The sequence below is a fragment of the Dyadobacter luteus genome (genome assembly GCF_003383615.1).
Classification (GTDB): Bacteria; Bacteroidota; Bacteroidia; order Cytophagales; family Spirosomataceae; genus Dyadobacter; species Dyadobacter luteus.
Window position 1 is genome coordinate 74,030 of record NZ_QNUL01000022.1, and the last position, 16,290, is coordinate 90,319.

Below are 16,290 nucleotides of genomic sequence, written 5' to 3' on the forward strand. Positions count from 1 at the left end.
TTATAAATCGTTAAGGTTTAAGTCGTAGTAGTCCAAAATGTTCTTGAATGTTTCGTAAGTGTCAGTCTTATTCATCGCAAGGTTAGCAAAGTCTACTACTCGTTCCAATTCCTTCCTCACCAAACCTCTTTCCATTTCAAAGGTATTCTCATCTGAAACCTCCGGAACTACAACCAAGTCGTGAATAGTAGCGTGGATTTTATCCTTATGCAATCTCAGAACTCTTCCTCTTCTCTGGATAAATTGTCTTGGATTTCCTGTGCTCGAGCAAAATATTGCTAACTCTGATCGAGGTACATCTACTCCCTCATCCAAGCATTTCATTGAGGTCAAAACGTGAATTCTACCTGCTTCGTAGTCTTTCAAAATGCCATCTCGGTTTACAGAGTTTGCAGTAAATTGTTTTACCATTACCGAATCATCCGTCTGACTTACTGCTCTTGTATATTCGTCAATTAATTTACTTTCATCATCCGTTTCCACAGTAAAATCCTCTACGTCAAAACTTGCTTCAATTCCTTCAGGCACATAAATCAAGGCATACTTCAAGTTATTTCGTTTATCGAATTCGGCCCTTAATATCTCTCTAAAAGCACTTAATTTGTTAGCGGCTTTATGGATTATTCGTTTCCTTTCAAGGAGTTTTTTCTCAATTTCAGGTGTGCTTCTGAAAGAGCCTGTCTCTTTATCAAACATCCCCATTTTCAACAATTGAACAGAGATATCTTTGTACTTACCCATTTCTCCATCTGTAAGCTTGACTATATGTGGATGATATGTGTACTTACATAACCAACCAATGTTCAACGCTTCTTCCATTGAGTAAGAAACAATGTATGGCGGCTCATCATTAAAAAACTCTTGAATATATTTATTACCCACGTCATCAAACTTTCTGTGTGGTGTTGCCGATAGTCCGATTCGTTTTTTTAGATGAACGTTTGGGAGCAACCTCAAAAGACCTTGGGATCCTAAATTGTGAGTTTCATCAGCGATTAAAATGGTGTCTTGGGGAAGTTGATTGAAGTAGCTCTGAAACTTTAATCTAGGCAAAGAAGCATAAGTCACTATGACGATATAGGAGGTGTCGATTAATTTCGAAGCAGTATTGAAAAATGCAAGATTGTTATCCCAGTTCTCTTTCGAGCTAACTGCAATAATGCTTTTAAAATTGAATTTAGTACACTCAATTTTCCATTGCTCCACCAAGGCGGTTGTTGGAACCATTATGACTACTCTATAAATCCCTGTTTTCTGGTATTCATTTAGCACGCAATTGAGCGACGTGATTGTTTTACCAGTTCCGGTTGCCATAGCGAACATTCCTTGATAATTGTTTGCTACCCAGCTGTTATAGGCATCAGTCTGATATTCTCTCGGACCCTCTGCGTATGGAAATCTCGGCACTCTTCTTATGAGTTCGATTTCGCTAAAAAGTCTGCCAATTGTCTTTCTAAGTTTAGGATTTGAAAACAAACTTTGTTTCCTTTTGAGTAATTGTTCTTCTTGAACCAGCAATTCGTTAATATCTTTCTTACCAAATCTATCTTTTAAAACTACTTCAATTTCTCGAACAGAGATGTATTCAACATCATCATCCCTCTCCATGAAATAGTCATCAATCAGCTTTAATTGTTTTTTGATGAGTTTATTCGACCTTCCATTCTCCCAACTGAGAAAAGCTTCTAATTCCTCCAAATTCTCGGATAAACCATAAAGTGTAAAATTACAAGATGCCTTGTAACCAACAAAGTTGTGTCCATCACTAAAAATTCCAGATTTATAATGAGCAATTCCTCTTCCCGTTTTTGGTTTGATTACTTTTATCTCAATTCGTCTTTCACCGATGAGATAAGCCAAGCATTCAAAAAAGTGCGTATCATATTCATCGAGTACCCTTCCAAGCGAAACAACATCCGTAAGATCAAAAACCTTGTTAAATGATGCATCATAACCTTTCTCAACGGCTTGCTTGTCTTTGGAAGAAAGTAAATGGTTAATAACCATCTTCATTCTCCCTCCTTTGCTTATAAATGTGGCGAAGCCTACAGAAAGAAGGTTAATGGCAGATGAGCTAAAATATCCAAGTAACAGACTAAATTCATTACTATTTGTTAATCCATCTAAATAGAATTGTAAGGGTTCATCGTCTGAACCAGTTTTGTAATCTCTGTCCTGCGACCAGTCGCAATCCCTTAGCATAATTTAACTTGATTGAGTGAGTTCCCTTATTTTCTCAATTACTGTGTCAATATTTTCGCCGGTGTTGTACTTCCCAAGTGAAAAACGCAGTGAGGCAAATGCATCTTCATCTGTAAGCTTCATTGCCTTTAACACGTGTGACGGTTCTACTATTGCAGATGAACACGCTGAACCATTGGAAACGGAAATATTTCTCATTCTACCAATCCAAACGTTGGCGTCATGACCACTGAAACAAATATTTGTTGTGTTATAAATTCTATTTACTGCACTGCCATTTAATGAACAATTAGGCAATTTCAACAATTCATTCTCCAATCTATCTCTTAAATCACCAATTACTTTTTCATTGTCCTTCATTTCTTCCTCCGCAATTTCGCACGCCTTGGCCAAAGCCACAATGCCAGGGACATTAAGTGTGCCGCTTCTCAAACCTCCTTCATGACCACCGCCGTGCATCTGCGGTGTGAGCTTTATCTTGTTAGCACCTTTTCGGACGTATAAGACTCCGATCCCTTTTGGAGCATACATCTTGTGACCACTAAAGCACAGTAAATCAATGTTCAATTCATCTACATCAACATCGATCTTGCCAACCGCTTGAGTAGCATCAACCATTATAGCAGCCCCCTTTGCGTGGACCAAGGAAGCCATTTCCTTGATTGGTTGAATAACCCCAGTCTCGTTATTGACGTACATCACACAAACAAGAATTGTATCTGCCCTAATGGCACTATCAAAGTCCGCTAAATTGACAAGCCCATCTTCTAGTACTGGTAGATATGTTATAGTGAATCCTTTGCCTTCTAAATCCTTACAAGTATCTAAAACCGCTTTATGCTCAGTAGAGATTGTGACAATGTGCTTTCCTCTATTTGAATAATTCTGAGCTACACCTTTAATAGCGATATTGATAGACTCTGTAGCACCACTGGTGAAAATCACTTCGTTGTGCTCCGCATTGATAAAACCAGCTATCTGCATCCTAGCCATTTTAACTTTGTGGTTAACAGCTTGACCAAAATGGTGCGCGCTATTCGAATTAGCAAAATTTTCCCTAAGAAACGGAAGCATTGCGTCAAGTACTCTTGGTTCGATGGGAGTCGTGGAGTTATTATCTAGGTAAATATTATCTTTCAACGGCCAAAATCTTAGTTTAAAATTAAATCACCCCATTTATAGATCTTTTTCTTTTTAATTAGAGATCTGGTACGCTGTATTTTCTTTAGCAGTGTATCAGATGTAGTATCTGTCTCAATCTCAAATACTGAATGAAACTGCTTAATAATGTCAAATACCTCTTTACATCTTGACTTATTACTTTCGAAATAAATCCAATAACACATCAATTTACGAAAATCCAGATTTTCAAGTTGGCTCACTAAATCCCTAATCATACTAGCAATATCTTTTTGGGACTTTACAAAAACACCATTAACTTTCTCCCTGTAAAATGCATTCAACCGTCCCTTTAATATAGTAACCTCCACAGCATATTGCGAGTAGAGATCGCTTAATATCCTATCAAGTTGGACGGTATTGAAATCCTCGTCGATCCAATAAAGAAAAATCAAAAAATCAACCGTATCTTTAATCTGACCTATTTGCTGGAATTCAAAAAAATCAGAAAAGAACTCTTTTGCGGGGAAATCATCCGTATAAAAAAAAATCTTCTTCTCGTTGAACCGACTTAAGTATAAAGCGTAGGCAGTTGAGCACAACTCTCCATTTGTTTTTTTTGTGTAGCCTGTAATTTCCTTAATATCATTAAAATAACTACTACCTAAGTCTTTTAACAACTCAGCATTGTCGCTTTTCTTTCCTCTAAAAAAACTAACCTTCCGGTCAATTTCCTTCTTAAACAATATCACCTTCTCCTCATTGTTATATTTAGAGTCATTATTAGACAATCTGTCATATACGTTTGATCTAATTTCATCAAAAACGGTTTCATTTATATGAAGATCAAGTCGTTTGATCTTTTTTAATAAAAAATCATCATCATCGATGTGAATAAGATTTATTACGGTACACGCGTCTAGCAGACAACATACATTTCCCATGCGTTTAGTCCTTTTGCCAGATTATATCATCTTTGTATTCATTGTACACATCCATATCAATAGGACATTTATTATCCATATCTGAGAGTTCAAGCAGTAATGATAATGATTCATTAAACTGCCTTAGCGACACATTGCCCTGTGTTCTGATAATCTCATCTATCACATTCTCCTCAAAAGGAAAGTACTTGCTATCAGCTGCAGAATCTCTAAATAGAGTAAGTAATTCAACTAAATAATCTTTGAAAACCATTTGGCTTGGCAAGTCAAAACTAATCCTTTCCTTGATTCGGGATCTAACGCTATCATAAATATATTGACCCAAATCTTCGACTGAAATTAAAGCAGATTGCGTAAGGTTTAAAAACAGTAACAAATTATTGGGAACATTGTCGAGAATCTCCCGAATAAAATTATTGGTCTTATCTATGCTAGTGTTATTTAGCACCGCAATATCTTCAAACTCATCAATCCAAAGAATAATACACGAAAACTTTTTCTTATCAAAGGTTAATGACGAGAATAAACCCGCAATTAAAGAGCTATAATCAGTATCATCTCTTAACATCCTAAGAATTCCATGCCTGTTTAAAGACTTCAAATCTGACACAGACATATTCCCATAAAGATATTTCTTAATGTCTAAGTGATCAATTTCAGAGTTAAAAATCCCTTTTAGAACATTTTGAATATGAATATTGGAACTGATCAAAGCTATATACTCACCGACGCTTGGAAGTATGTCAGAGAACAACTTCCTTATTTCTTCAATATTCAACTTATCTATTACAGACGTATAGAGACTAAAAATTGGCTCCTTTCCTTTTGGCAGCGAAATTACCATAGAATAGGGAATGACCCTTTCCACATTCTTAGCAAGCTCCTCCAATACATCCTTTTTATTAAAATATCTAGCCGCATGAGTTTTTCCACTACCGTATTCACCCCAATTTAAAACTAAGGTTGAATTGGGTATTCTAATGCTCCTTTGAATTCTCTTTTCAAACTTATCTTTCATGTCCTTAAATCCCGCCCATTCCAATTCATCGGGATTTGTGGTAGGCGTTAACCTAAATGGATTAGTTTTAAGCTTGAACGATTCTGTTATATCTGCCATTAATAAATTTTTTGTATGTAGCCGTCCTGATATTGCTCTTGAAATTTAAAGATAAACTTTTCTTCATCTTTGTCAGATAGCTTATCCAATATATATTGATATCCAACCTTTATACGGTCGTCTAAGTACAACTTATACTTAGTATAGTTTGCGGCTTGTGATGCGGTGACTCTGTTGGGAGCCAGAGTTTTAAAAAAATCAAAACTCTCTCCAATGTACCTATGCATTTTTTCTAGAATCAAGCTTTCTTTATCTGGATTTATTGCACCGCTATCATTATAACAATCGTCAAAAAGATGGACCATAAACCTATCAAGAAATCCATTTGCCGAAACTATCTCATTTGTATTCACATCATTCCAAATACACAAATGCCGAAATATTTTTTTCCCAATTTCCGTGATTGCGTACTCATTGTTAATACGACTAATAACATTCAAATCTAGCATCCAATTTAACCTTGGCATTATTACATGCTCTAAGTATATGTCCGCTTTCTTCCACCCTTTTATTCTATTTAGTATTATGTCTAAATTACTTAGCACTTTTCTATCACCAAACTCACTCGATTGTCTATACCTTTCTAGACGAGAAACTATCTTATGTTGGAAAACCTTATTCAAGTGAGAATACGTTGTTCTCTCCTCGATAAACATTAACTCCAAAACACAACTAAAATAGAAATAGTCATTTCTTAAAATATGTTCTAAAAAAAAAATTTTATCAAAATCACTTAGAGAAAAAATATTGTCTAAATCCGAAAACTCAGTCTGTAAAGTTTGATAGACTTTAAATGTCTTTCCTGAATAAAAAGCATTATTTATCCTATTTAAAAATTCTAAGTCACAAGCTGTATCGATATAAGGTTTTGCAGAAATACCAGTTTTGGTTGTATTTATCAAGCCTTTATTAAACTGATTACTCTCCAAAAAGCCTTTATATTTCAAACAATAATTCTCGAATTTTCTATTTATTGAAGCTGCCGGAACACTTTTGTTTTCTTTGAGCAACAGTGATAAAACTTTGAAATATCCTAAACGCCTAACTTTCGTATTAGTAGACAAGATGGAAACTGCTCTATTATCTTTAATTTCAATTCTATTGCGAAAAAAAACAGTATAGAAGTCTGGAACACTAACAGTACATTCGCTATTTTCAATAATAAATTTGGCAAACTCATCATTACCCCAAAATTCCTCAGCAATCTGAATAGCGAACAAATAGTTACCTTCCACATCACACATGGCTTCACCGTAATCTACCGTGACATGATATTCAAGAATAGCCCTAGTGTCGAAAGAGTTTATCTTTTTTACTAATGAATACATTTCATTAGTAATAGACTTCCCCTCTGATAAATCTTCCCTCCACCCTAAGTATTCATATCCTTTTATTGTAACAGTGGTAAATTTCCTGCCCTTTCCTAAAAACAATTCCAAATCGGGTAAGGCACAAATAGAATTATAAGAATAGTGTTCATCGTCAAGATCATCATCGTTCTCCTCTTCATTAATGTCAAAAGAAAATGATATGGCATAGTCGTTACCAAACTCGAATGATAATTCGTTTTGGTAAGTCATTGCTTGGCGGCAATTATTCAAATAATATTCCAGTACCTCTTTCATTATATAAAGCAAGCAGCACAGCCTTCTTCCTCCTCATCACTTAAGATGTCTATTAGGTAAGGTGATTTTATTTTTGATCTTCTTTCCATCCTTTTTATATATTCCTCTTTAATTGCACTCATCCTCGCAGGTCGAATTAATTCTTCCAAGCTTTCAGTTTGTCCCCAGGTGTAACCATCTTTCTCATAGTCCATCGCCTTCTTATACAATTCGGGGTGTTGTTCATAAAGCCAAACCCATTCAATCTTCTGTTGAAAAAAGCAAAAAAAACAACCTGAACGGCTTCTTGCATATTGGCCTACTTTACCATTGACTTCAAAATCAATTTTGTTATAATACGCAGGGACACCTACGCCACTTTCCTCCAATATTCTGAAAATATCCGACCTTACTAACACTTCATCATTGTCCAAAAGAGGGAAACTAGCCTCAGTTCCTAGAGGATAATCTGTTGTTTTCAAAAAGGCAAAAACCAAATGATTAAACGCCTTAACGTCGGCATCAAGCAAAGAATTCAGTTTCTGGTCAAGTGTAAAGGTATTATCTACTTTTCGAGAAATAATTTGCAATGCTTTATCTTTATTCTTATCAAAACCAATATTCTTAGACATTTCCGACAACTGCTCCAAATTTTGATTAGACAGCAATTTTGTTACGACATCTTGACTCCAAATATTCTTCCGAAAGGGAAATATTGACTGGATGTTCTTCCTTGTTGAAATATAGCCCTCCCGTTCTTCATCGCCTCTAATTCCAACGTAAGAAATTACAGGATCTGTTCCAACATAGTTTTCGAAAGGTTCTAATTTTAATTTTTTAGTACACCAACGTGCCTGCGATGACGGTAAAAACCCCCCGTACATTTTTAAAAAGTGGTCAAATGGGTCTTCTGAACTTTTTTTAGCACCTTGTAGAAGATTTATCTTCAAACCAAGATATACCTCTAAATTTTGAATCAGCTTGTAGGTTTCGTCCAACTCCTTTCCTGTGTCGCAAGAATAAAACTCCAGGTCAATGGAAGGATATTTTGTTTTTACATACACAGCTAAAGCAGCACTGTCTTTCCCCCCTGAGATGCCCAATACATGTCGTACCTTACTCATTGTAATAATTCTTTAAGTAGATTTAGGACAGCGGCAATATTTGATGTATTGTCTTTACCCAACTTATTTTTCAAATCATTTTTTATCTCTTCGATTTCTACGCTCTTATTTTTTGGTATTCTGACAACCTTTGGATCTATCTTACTAAAGAATGTATCGATTTTGACTCCAATTACGTCTTCATGCCTCTCGTCGATATCAGCTTTCGATATTTTGGTTAAACTATCCAGCTCTAAAATCATCGACTTAAACCTTTGGTAGAGAAGCATTTCGTCTTCATCAGAGAACATCTCCAGCGTTTTGCCAGTAATGGACTGAGCAATGGAGTTCAACCATGCCTTTTTATCGTCCAATGGAGAATCCAACCTTTGAACGAAAGTCTTCTGATTGCTCAAAAGCATATGCTTCTTTAACTTTCCAAACCTTTTTTGGAGATATTCCTTGTATTCTTCAAATTGCGCAGGTTTACCGACAAAATCATTGCAAATGAATTCCTCGAAACGCTTGACTAGTTCGTCATAAGCGACTCTCAACTCCCTCACAGCATCTTGCAAATTCGTTGTGTAAATTTGAAGTTTCGATTTATCTTGTTGTAGTACTGTCAGCGTAAATCCTAGGGCACTTGGAAATACCTCGAAGAATGTGACTTCCGGGTCCTTACTAGTGGCAATTGCTTGTCGAATCTTTATTGCGGAAGCAGAAAGCCTTCTCGTATTCTTACTGTACTCCGGCAATTGCTTATAAAATACAATAAACGGCTTAATAGTCTCTATAAAAGAGCTATTACTAAATGTCAATTCGGTTGATATATTTAAAAAAGTGCGATAACTATTAAAAATATCAAGTTTTACACCATCAATATCAAAAGTTTTTATGGAATACTGATCAGGATATTTTGCTAATAACTCTAAGTTTTCTTCGGAAAGTATGGGAATGTAACCTTCGTCATTGAAAATGGCAAAGTCATTTCGTTTCAAAAACAAAAATGTAGGAATCCAAAAGTCTATTAATCCTTGCTTAAGTTTAAAAGGTCTTTTGCTTAATACGTCGGATAGATCCGAAACCTTTAACTGTTCATATTTAGCACTTTCTATGAAATCATTAGAGGCACGCCATAGTCTATTAAAGGAAGAGTTTTCATCAATGGAAATCACATCTAGTGAGTTTTCTCTAATCGGTGAAATACCATTTTCTTTTAGAAGTGATAAGTAAATAGTCTTTTCTGGAGGAAATTTGAAATCTTCAAAACCCAAATTTTCTTTATCCCAATCGTTGCATAAAGCCCTGAAATAGTTTTTTTTCGCTGTATGGATGGACGATGAAATCTTGTGTTTATTTACCATCTCATTTTTATACACTGGTGTTGCATCATAAACAATGCCACAAACCTGAGAAAGCAATCTATTGAAGTCCTTTTTATCTGCTATCTTCCTTTCCTCACCATTAAAATACCATTTTATGTCCTTGCTCCCAGAATAAATACTATCTGTAATATAATGATTCAGAAGACGAACCTGAGCTAAATTTATGCTTTCTAGTTCCCTTACAGCCACTTTATCTTTCTCATTATCCAAAATTACTTTTTGAATTTTTTCTATCTCAAATAACAAGTTTTTTATCTCCGCAGAGTTTTTAAAAAAGCAATATAAGACAGCTTCCTCTTGCTGTTCCGATTTATTTTGAATATCACTTTCTTTCAACTTGCTATTAAACACAAGATTTATAAATCCATCAATCTCTCCTTCTGGATAATAATTGTTGGGATAATCTGATATTTTAAATTGAAAGTACCTAGGCGTTCCCGTAGTGAAGGAATATTGTTTTGCAAAAACAGAGCTGAATTGAATGTGCTTATTTAAAAGTGTTGTTACGTCAACCACTTCAGATATCTTATTACCTGCTTCCATCAACGCCGTTTGGATATCCAAATCCGTTCCTTCAAACAGAATGAACCGCCTAGAGTGTGAGCGGTAGCGGATGATGTTTTTTGTTTCTAGGTTATTCATCACGTCTCTACTATCAGAAACCCCACAAGCGGTTTTCAAATAATCCGTAAAGAATTTTAAATCCAAGATAGAACCTGATGCAGAGAAGATATTCAGAAGCCCAATGGTCTTAACAGCTTTGATGTAACCGTTGATATTTGAATCAAACGCTCTTTCAACCTCTTCTATTGAAGACCGAATAGAACTCCAAGCTGAAAAGTCAGGATTGTATTTCGAAATTAAAAATGAATAAAAATTGAAATTCAGATAATCATAAACGTTTGTTAAATTGTAGAATGGATTCTCCTGCTTGTTGAACTTTGCTAAGCCCGTATGGTCAGATGATTCAAGAAAAGAAAACAGCGAGCGCTCATTTTGTCCGTATCTCTGCAATGAAAGTGTTAGAATATTGGCCGAAAGAACATCGAGAGGATACAGTTTAGTTGCAATCTCTTGTAAAAAGCCCGTATTAAAGTTGAAAGCCTTTGTTTCGGTTGTGAGTTTTAAGCACTTTTCAATATTTCTATTTAAAGTTTGATTATCCACATTAGCAGCAACGTGTTCCGATGCCAAAAACAATAACTGTTCAACAGGTTCATTGAAAGTAATTTCTCTGAAACGTCCTTTTACTTTTGTCCATTCCTGTTGCTGAGTTTTACTTAGAGAATAGGCATATGATTCCAAGCTTTGGTGAACCGTTGTTATCAAAACGATATTATGCTTGGAATTATTACAAAATTCTGCAAGCTGCTGGACAAAATATAATTCCCTTTCTGGGTTATTTTTAGCCGCATACTCTAAAAACTTTCCAAACTCATCAATTAGAACAAATAAAATCTTATTATCCTTTCCGATGGAATGATATCTGTTGTATATCTCTGACAGAATGTTCTCCTGTTTATTTTTATTTGTCTGAACATCAAAAATATCCGCAAATTGCTCGACAATTGAAGAATAGGAGCCAATAATTTTTACAAAGGAAAACTCCGGTTTAACAAGAAAATTAGATTCAAAGTAGCGTTTTGTTCCTTCAATGCTGTGCTCAAATGCCAACAGAAACGATGACTTCCCTGTACCATAAGTACCTACTATGTTAAAAGAACGAATACCTTTCTTAAAGTCATTAACTATCTGATCAACAACCTGTTTAGCATTAGGCGTTGGTATATAACTGAAATCCCTATCAGTGTCCCTTATAATATTAACCGATGTTGTGAAACTATTTGCCATAGTATTTATCTAAAATTGAATAGGCAGTCACTTTATTCTTGAATTGTAACTCTTTAATTCCTGCTTGGTCTGTAAAAGTTATGTCTTTATAAGAACCAACTATGTCAGAAATTTTATTCATCAAACCGGAACGATTTAAAGAGAAAATTGAACCTGGACTGTTCAAGTCGAACTCCAACGAATTTAAACTGATAGAGTTGCTGTATCTTGGGTTGTCCAGTATCGCATAAAGTATAATTGCCTCAGGAAGACTATCTCTTTCTGTATTTTCAATGTAAAATTGCTCGTCCTTACCTTTTCCAATTGTCTTCAAAAGTTCAATTTCAGAAAGGATTCCCGAAAAGCTATCTTCAACATCCTTATTCTCGGGGTCGCTCTTATATAAGTTGGTAAAGACGATAAAGTCTTTACCAACCGTATTTTCATTAAAATTCAAGTCAGGGTTACTTTCGCCCATCCTTTTTAAGTAGTTAACGAATGTTTCCTTTTTAAACAATAACTTCTCCTTCCTAAACTCATTAAAAATGATACTGTAAATTGAAGCAAAGTCATTTTTTACTAACTGATAATGCAGAAGCCAAAGGCTTGCTTCATCTTCCAAAAATGGATCATATCCGTTTTCATCATCAAATAATCGCTCTCCAAACTCAGTTGCAACGTCTTTATTGTTGATAACGTTGAAGGCTTTTAACCAAAAACGTATCGATGAAACCATATTTTTTCCGACACCAAGTTTTACAACTGCGTCTTCCTCGTTGAAATTCTTCCCTTCTTTCACATAGTCATAGCCCTTCTTCAGCCAAAGTTGTCGACATTGGAAAGAGTCATGACCAGAGAAAGTATATTTAATGTGTCCTATATTATCTATAATCATTCGTAACCATTACTTATGTTTTGATACTTGCGAAGATTCTTCTCTGCTTTGTTAATTCGGATCCAGCCTTCAATTTCAAGCCCTTCATGCCTCAAATAATTATAAAGCGTAGTCTTGCTCCCAATCTTTAACTGCTCGCAGATCTGATTTGTGGTATATTTTTTGCTTAAGTATAAAGTAGCAGCCAGGCTGGCAAGTTCCTTTGATTTTTTGGTCAGCCCCTTTGGTCTGCCTCCTGACCTTCCCCGCGCTCGCGCAGGTTCCATTCCTGCCAAGGTCCGCTCCATCAATATTTCTTTTTCATTTTCGGCAAAGAAGGAGCTTAACATATACCAAAGCTGACCCATTTTAGTAGAAGTGTCAATACCTTCAGAAATACTTCGGAAGTCCACGCCCATTTCTTTCCATTCAACCATTAGCTTGATCAGCTCATAAGTTGTCCTACCTAAACGGTCAATTCGCCAGACAACTATGACATCGCCCTTTCGAAGCTCCGAAATCATTCTAATATATTCCGGCCTCTGCATGGAAGCACCTGATATTTTTTCATGATAAATCTTCTCACAACCTGCCGTTTTAAGGGCATCAAATTGAAGATCCTGATTCTGCTCAGTCTTCGAGACCCTTATATATCCAATTACCATTTTCAGAAAGTACAATTTAACGTGCCACTACGCAATATACGGTAATTTGTTTTAGTGTACTACCAAACTCCAATTTCACCTCGCCATTGATGGATATTTTATTGTCCCCCCATCTCAGCATGCATCCAGACATCAATTTCGCAACCGCTAATTGTTGGGGCTTGCTTTACTGTGACAGTGATTCTTTCCTAATGTCCTTTCCCGTTATGTCTTTTCCAACAAGCAGGTAAATATAAAGTGCTGACAACAATGGAATAGCCTGAAATATCCATACAACAAATGACCGCTGCTATTTAACGTGCACATTCCCCAGATGATCTTGTCGCTGAAGATGGACAGATTAAATACAGATCTCGCCGATAGAAATATCAGATCTAAACAATTCTGAACAACTAAATGCCTCACTATTACATGTTACAGATACAAGCTAGCCTGCTTGTAGCAGATCGTAAAGACTCTTAGAATGAGCTTGATTAAAAGATACACATAGCCAGTACCACTACCCATTTACAGGAACGACTTCATAAGCAGATGCAGCGAGATTTCGAAATTTTGCAATCCGATGCTAGGACTATCCCGACCGAAAATGTGATGTACAGGAGATTTGCTAATGAACGACATCCTAAAAGACTTCAATTCTAAGACATGACCAGCTGAACGCAGATGCTCTGATCGGTGAGCGTGCTATTAAAGTAACCAAAGTAACTACCATGTCTAGAGATCAATCCATTTCGATGGAAATAGCGAAAAGCCATCATACAAGCTGCAAATAGCAAATTAGTGAAAGCACTAGGAGCAAGGATTTTTATTAATGACATCTAGCAAATACCTCACGCAATTGCATTATTAACTATTACTTTCACCCCCCCCAAAAAATCTCCGTAAACAGCTCAAATTCACGAATCACCAAAAATCAACTACCTGATTATCAGAAATATAGAAATCAACATTCAAATCCCCGAAGAACCCGAACCCTCGGAGATTTAAAAATAAAATTTCACAAACACTTGACAATGAGCAAATTACAACTTAAATTTGTTAAGAAAATTGCTTAAATTCCAGTCAAGGTGAGCAATTCGAGAGCAGGTATTTTTAGAGCTTCATAAGTTATTGACAGTAAGCGGGATAGAAAATTGGTTCGAATCCCTCTCTCGTTCATTAAAAATGGCTACAAAAAGAAGCAAAACCATGCAAATATAAGTTTATAACATAGCCGTTTGATTTGATGAATAACCAAAATTTACAAATTTTCACAATTTACTCGTGAGCATCGTATCTTTCCCTCTTCCACCTTATTCCAAGAATAACGGTCGAGATTTAACTCCTTTTCTTGCTTTAGTTAATATTCCTCTATCAACAAGTTTGTCCCCAATATCGGCCTATACGATAAGGTATTTTAAAACCTGACGTTAGCTATTCATGAGTATTTTTTGCTTCGGCATTTTTTCCTATATCGTAAACCAAACATGGGATATGCCCGCAATTTCTCTATCTCCCAAAGCTTGCCCGGGCATTTTTAAATTGTAGTATTTGGGTATATAGTAAAAAAAAATAGATATTTGTCCAGATTTACACCTGAGCTTATAGCCTGAGTAATTTATGAATGGGATTTTGACAAACGAAGCTGAACTACTGCAACTTTTGCGACAGGGAGATAAGGCTGCGTTCGAAGAAATCTACGGTCAGTTCCAATCAAGATTGTACCGCACGGCTCTGAGTAAAGTTCGAACCGGTGAAAATGCCATGGAAATCGTGCAGGAAATTTTCCTTGACCTGTGGCTACGTCGGGAGCTAGTGCAAATCGAAGATCTGGAGCGATATCTGTATACTGCAGTAAAATACAAAGTTCTTGATTTTTATAAAAAGGAGGTACAGAGAAAGCTTTATGCCGAATCGGTGAAGCTGAACAACCAGGATGAATCGTCAGAAACTGATGACATGCTTGCCTACAATGAGCTTTCCAGATCAATATCTTCCTGCATTGAAAAACTCCCCGAAAAAACAAGAGTCATCTTTGAGTTGAACCGAATACAATGTCAGACTGCTGACGAAATTTCCCGTATGCTCGATCTTCCGCTGCGTACAGTAGAATATCATATTACACAAGGTCTGAAATCTCTTCGCGCTAATCTTAAGGACTACCTCATACTTCTTCTTCTAAGTATTGGCTCCTTATTCTGAGTAATTATCAGAAGTAACAAATCCAATATTTTCCTGCCAAAACCGCATATTTTTTATAAATTTTCAAAGAATAGATAAAATGATTTGCGGTCAATTGCAGTTTAATCTACTTACATTATAGTGGATCAAAGAAAAGATGTGAATAATATCTTTTACCACATTCATTCAGAAAATAATAGTTAAGAGTATTCCTGCACCCCCGACTATGATGATAAAGAACCTTCAGGCTTTTTTGCGGCTATTGGACCGCTATCAAAAAAAGCGAATGAACCCCGAAGAGAACAAATTAATGGACATGTGGTACGACTCTATTGACCACACTGAAAACCAAGGTCTGGATGAAGAAAAGACAAGCAAACTCATGTGGGCTGCTATCAACGAAGGAATGGATTCGGGCAATGCCAGGGAGGTAATGATGCCATTGCCTTTTTGGAAGCGAAACTTCTACCTTAGACTTGCAGCTGCCTGTTTACTGTTTGTTGCTGTCTTTGCCGGATATCGATACGCTCTGAACAGTACCACAGTTATTGCAGGTGTTGAAAATGAGATTCTGGAAAACCTGAATCATTTTACAAATAAAACAGCAAACCGGAAAACTTTCAGGCTGCCTGATGGGAGCCAGGTAACTCTTGAACCGGGTGCCAGACTGTTTTTTCCTAGATCGTTCGAAGCTAATGAGCGCAGGGTGTATCTGACAGGAGATGTTTTTTTTGACATAGCCCGCGATACGTCGCGTCCCTTTTACGTTCATGCCAACAATATCGTTACGAAAGTTCTTGGAACCAGTTTTACAATCAAAGAGAATAAGAACAAAAATAGTATTGAGGTGGCAGTGTTGACCGGGGTAGTAGAGGTGCAACAGCGGGAAGAGAAACAGAGCTCCGCAGAGAAAAAAGTGGTTCTTACACAGAACAAAAAAGTTACATTTTACAAGCAGGAAGAAAAACTTGTTACGGGTATTGTGGAGCAACCCAAAATTATATCCATAGAAAAGGCTGATGCGATAAGATTTAACTTCAACTATCTGGAAAAGCCACTGGCTGAGATTTTGCCCGTTTTGGAGAAAGCCTACGGGGTCAAAATTAACATTTCCAATAGTAAACTTCGCAACTGTATTATTACTGCAGATTTATCTCAGGAAAGTACGCTGTTCACTCAGCTTGAAATCCTTTGCGAAAGTATTGATGCAAAATATCAGCTTGTTAATGATTCTGTTATGTTGTCCGGAAAAGGATGCGATTTATCAAAATAATCTTCACTTATAAA

General features: G+C 36.2%; 11 protein-coding genes. 2 read left to right on the forward strand and 9 right to left on the reverse strand.

All coding sequences use genetic code 11. The features are described from left to right. Genes DSL64_RS21675 through DSL64_RS21715 form a run of 9 tightly spaced genes read right to left on the reverse strand, consistent with a single transcriptional unit; the run spans nucleotide 1 to nucleotide 12,843 of the window. Entirely contained in the window at nucleotides 1-2,202 is a 2,202-nt protein-coding gene (locus tag DSL64_RS21675) for a DEAD/DEAH box helicase family protein (protein ID WP_115833035.1), read from the reverse strand. Between the two features lie 3 nt (nucleotides 2,203-2,205). Then, a complete protein-coding gene (locus tag DSL64_RS21680; RefSeq protein WP_115833036.1) occupies nucleotides 2,206-3,342 on the reverse strand; it encodes a cysteine desulfurase family protein in 1,137 nt (378 codons plus the stop codon). An 11-nt stretch (nucleotides 3,343-3,353) separates the two neighbouring features. Beyond that, nucleotides 3,354-4,265, reverse strand: a complete 912-nt coding sequence (locus tag DSL64_RS21685; protein ID WP_115833037.1) for a hypothetical protein — start codon at nucleotides 4,263-4,265, stop codon at nucleotides 3,354-3,356. A gap of 4 nt (nucleotides 4,266-4,269) precedes the next feature. Continuing rightward, nucleotides 4,270-5,382 carry a hypothetical protein gene (locus DSL64_RS21690; protein ID WP_115833038.1) on the reverse strand — a complete coding sequence of 371 codons (1,113 nt, stop codon included), beginning with the start codon at nucleotides 5,380-5,382 and terminating at the stop codon, nucleotides 4,270-4,272. Further along, the gene (locus DSL64_RS21695) at nucleotides 5,382-7,007 is read right to left on the reverse strand and encodes a hypothetical protein (RefSeq protein WP_115833039.1); all 1,626 of its coding nucleotides are present in this window, start codon (nucleotides 7,005-7,007) and stop codon (nucleotides 5,382-5,384) included. The genes DSL64_RS21690 and DSL64_RS21695 overlap by 1 nt, the downstream gene beginning before the upstream one ends. Then, complete coding sequence (locus DSL64_RS21700) at nucleotides 7,007-8,110, reverse strand: phosphoadenosine phosphosulfate reductase family protein (protein WP_115833040.1); 1,104 nt, start codon at nucleotides 8,108-8,110, stop codon at nucleotides 7,007-7,009. Before DSL64_RS21700 ends, DSL64_RS21695 begins: the two co-directional genes overlap by 1 nt. Beyond that, nucleotides 8,107-11,325 carry a hypothetical protein gene (locus DSL64_RS21705; RefSeq protein WP_115833041.1) on the reverse strand — a complete coding sequence of 1,073 codons (3,219 nt, stop codon included), beginning with the start codon at nucleotides 11,323-11,325 and terminating at the stop codon, nucleotides 8,107-8,109. Before DSL64_RS21705 ends, DSL64_RS21700 begins: the two co-directional genes overlap by 4 nt. Then, nucleotides 11,315-12,199 (reverse strand): DUF4007 family protein, encoded by an 885-nt coding sequence (locus tag DSL64_RS21710; RefSeq protein WP_115833042.1) that lies wholly within the window; start codon nucleotides 12,197-12,199, stop codon nucleotides 11,315-11,317. The genes DSL64_RS21705 and DSL64_RS21710 overlap by 11 nt, the downstream gene beginning before the upstream one ends. Next, nucleotides 12,196-12,843 carry a recombinase family protein gene (locus DSL64_RS21715; RefSeq protein ID WP_115833043.1) on the reverse strand — a complete coding sequence of 216 codons (648 nt, stop codon included), beginning with the start codon at nucleotides 12,841-12,843 and terminating at the stop codon, nucleotides 12,196-12,198. The genes DSL64_RS21710 and DSL64_RS21715 overlap by 4 nt, the downstream gene beginning before the upstream one ends. Before the next feature lie 1,599 nt (nucleotides 12,844-14,442). On the opposite strand from DSL64_RS21715, the gene DSL64_RS21720 reads away from it, so the two are divergent. Then, nucleotides 14,443-15,024 carry an RNA polymerase sigma factor gene (locus DSL64_RS21720; RefSeq protein ID WP_115833044.1) on the forward strand — a complete coding sequence of 194 codons (582 nt, stop codon included), beginning with the start codon at nucleotides 14,443-14,445 and terminating at the stop codon, nucleotides 15,022-15,024. 265 nt (nucleotides 15,025-15,289) lie between these two features. After that, complete coding sequence (locus tag DSL64_RS21725; protein ID WP_158547963.1) at nucleotides 15,290-16,276, forward strand: FecR family protein; 987 nt, start codon at nucleotides 15,290-15,292, stop codon at nucleotides 16,274-16,276. Nucleotides 16,277-16,290 lie beyond the last annotated feature (14 nt).

What these genes read in the sequence shown, in the direction of transcription:
- DSL64_RS21710 (WP_115833042.1), bottom strand. Translation starts at nt 12,199, where the DNA reads ATGATTATAGATAATATAGGACACATTAAATATACTTTCTCTGGTCAT.
- DSL64_RS21675 (WP_115833035.1), bottom strand. Translation starts at nt 2,202, where the DNA reads ATGCTAAGGGATTGCGACTGGTCGCAGGACAGAGATTACAAAACTGGT.
- DSL64_RS21705 (WP_115833041.1), bottom strand. Translation starts at nt 11,325, where the DNA reads ATGGCAAATAGTTTCACAACATCGGTTAATATTATAAGGGACACTGAT.
- DSL64_RS21685 (WP_115833037.1), bottom strand. Translation starts at nt 4,265, where the DNA reads ATGGGAAATGTATGTTGTCTGCTAGACGCGTGTACCGTAATAAATCTT.
- DSL64_RS21690 (WP_115833038.1), bottom strand. Translation starts at nt 5,382, where the DNA reads ATGGCAGATATAACAGAATCGTTCAAGCTTAAAACTAATCCATTTAGG.
- DSL64_RS21720 (WP_115833044.1), top strand. Translation starts at nt 14,443, where the DNA reads ATGAATGGGATTTTGACAAACGAAGCTGAACTACTGCAACTTTTGCGA.
- DSL64_RS21695 (WP_115833039.1), bottom strand. Translation starts at nt 7,007, where the DNA reads ATGAAAGAGGTACTGGAATATTATTTGAATAATTGCCGCCAAGCAATG.
- DSL64_RS21715 (WP_115833043.1), bottom strand. Translation starts at nt 12,843, where the DNA reads ATGGTAATTGGATATATAAGGGTCTCGAAGACTGAGCAGAATCAGGAT.
- DSL64_RS21725 (WP_158547963.1), top strand. Translation starts at nt 15,290, where the DNA reads ATGAACCCCGAAGAGAACAAATTAATGGACATGTGGTACGACTCTATT.
- DSL64_RS21700 (WP_115833040.1), bottom strand. Translation starts at nt 8,110, where the DNA reads ATGAGTAAGGTACGACATGTATTGGGCATCTCAGGGGGGAAAGACAGT.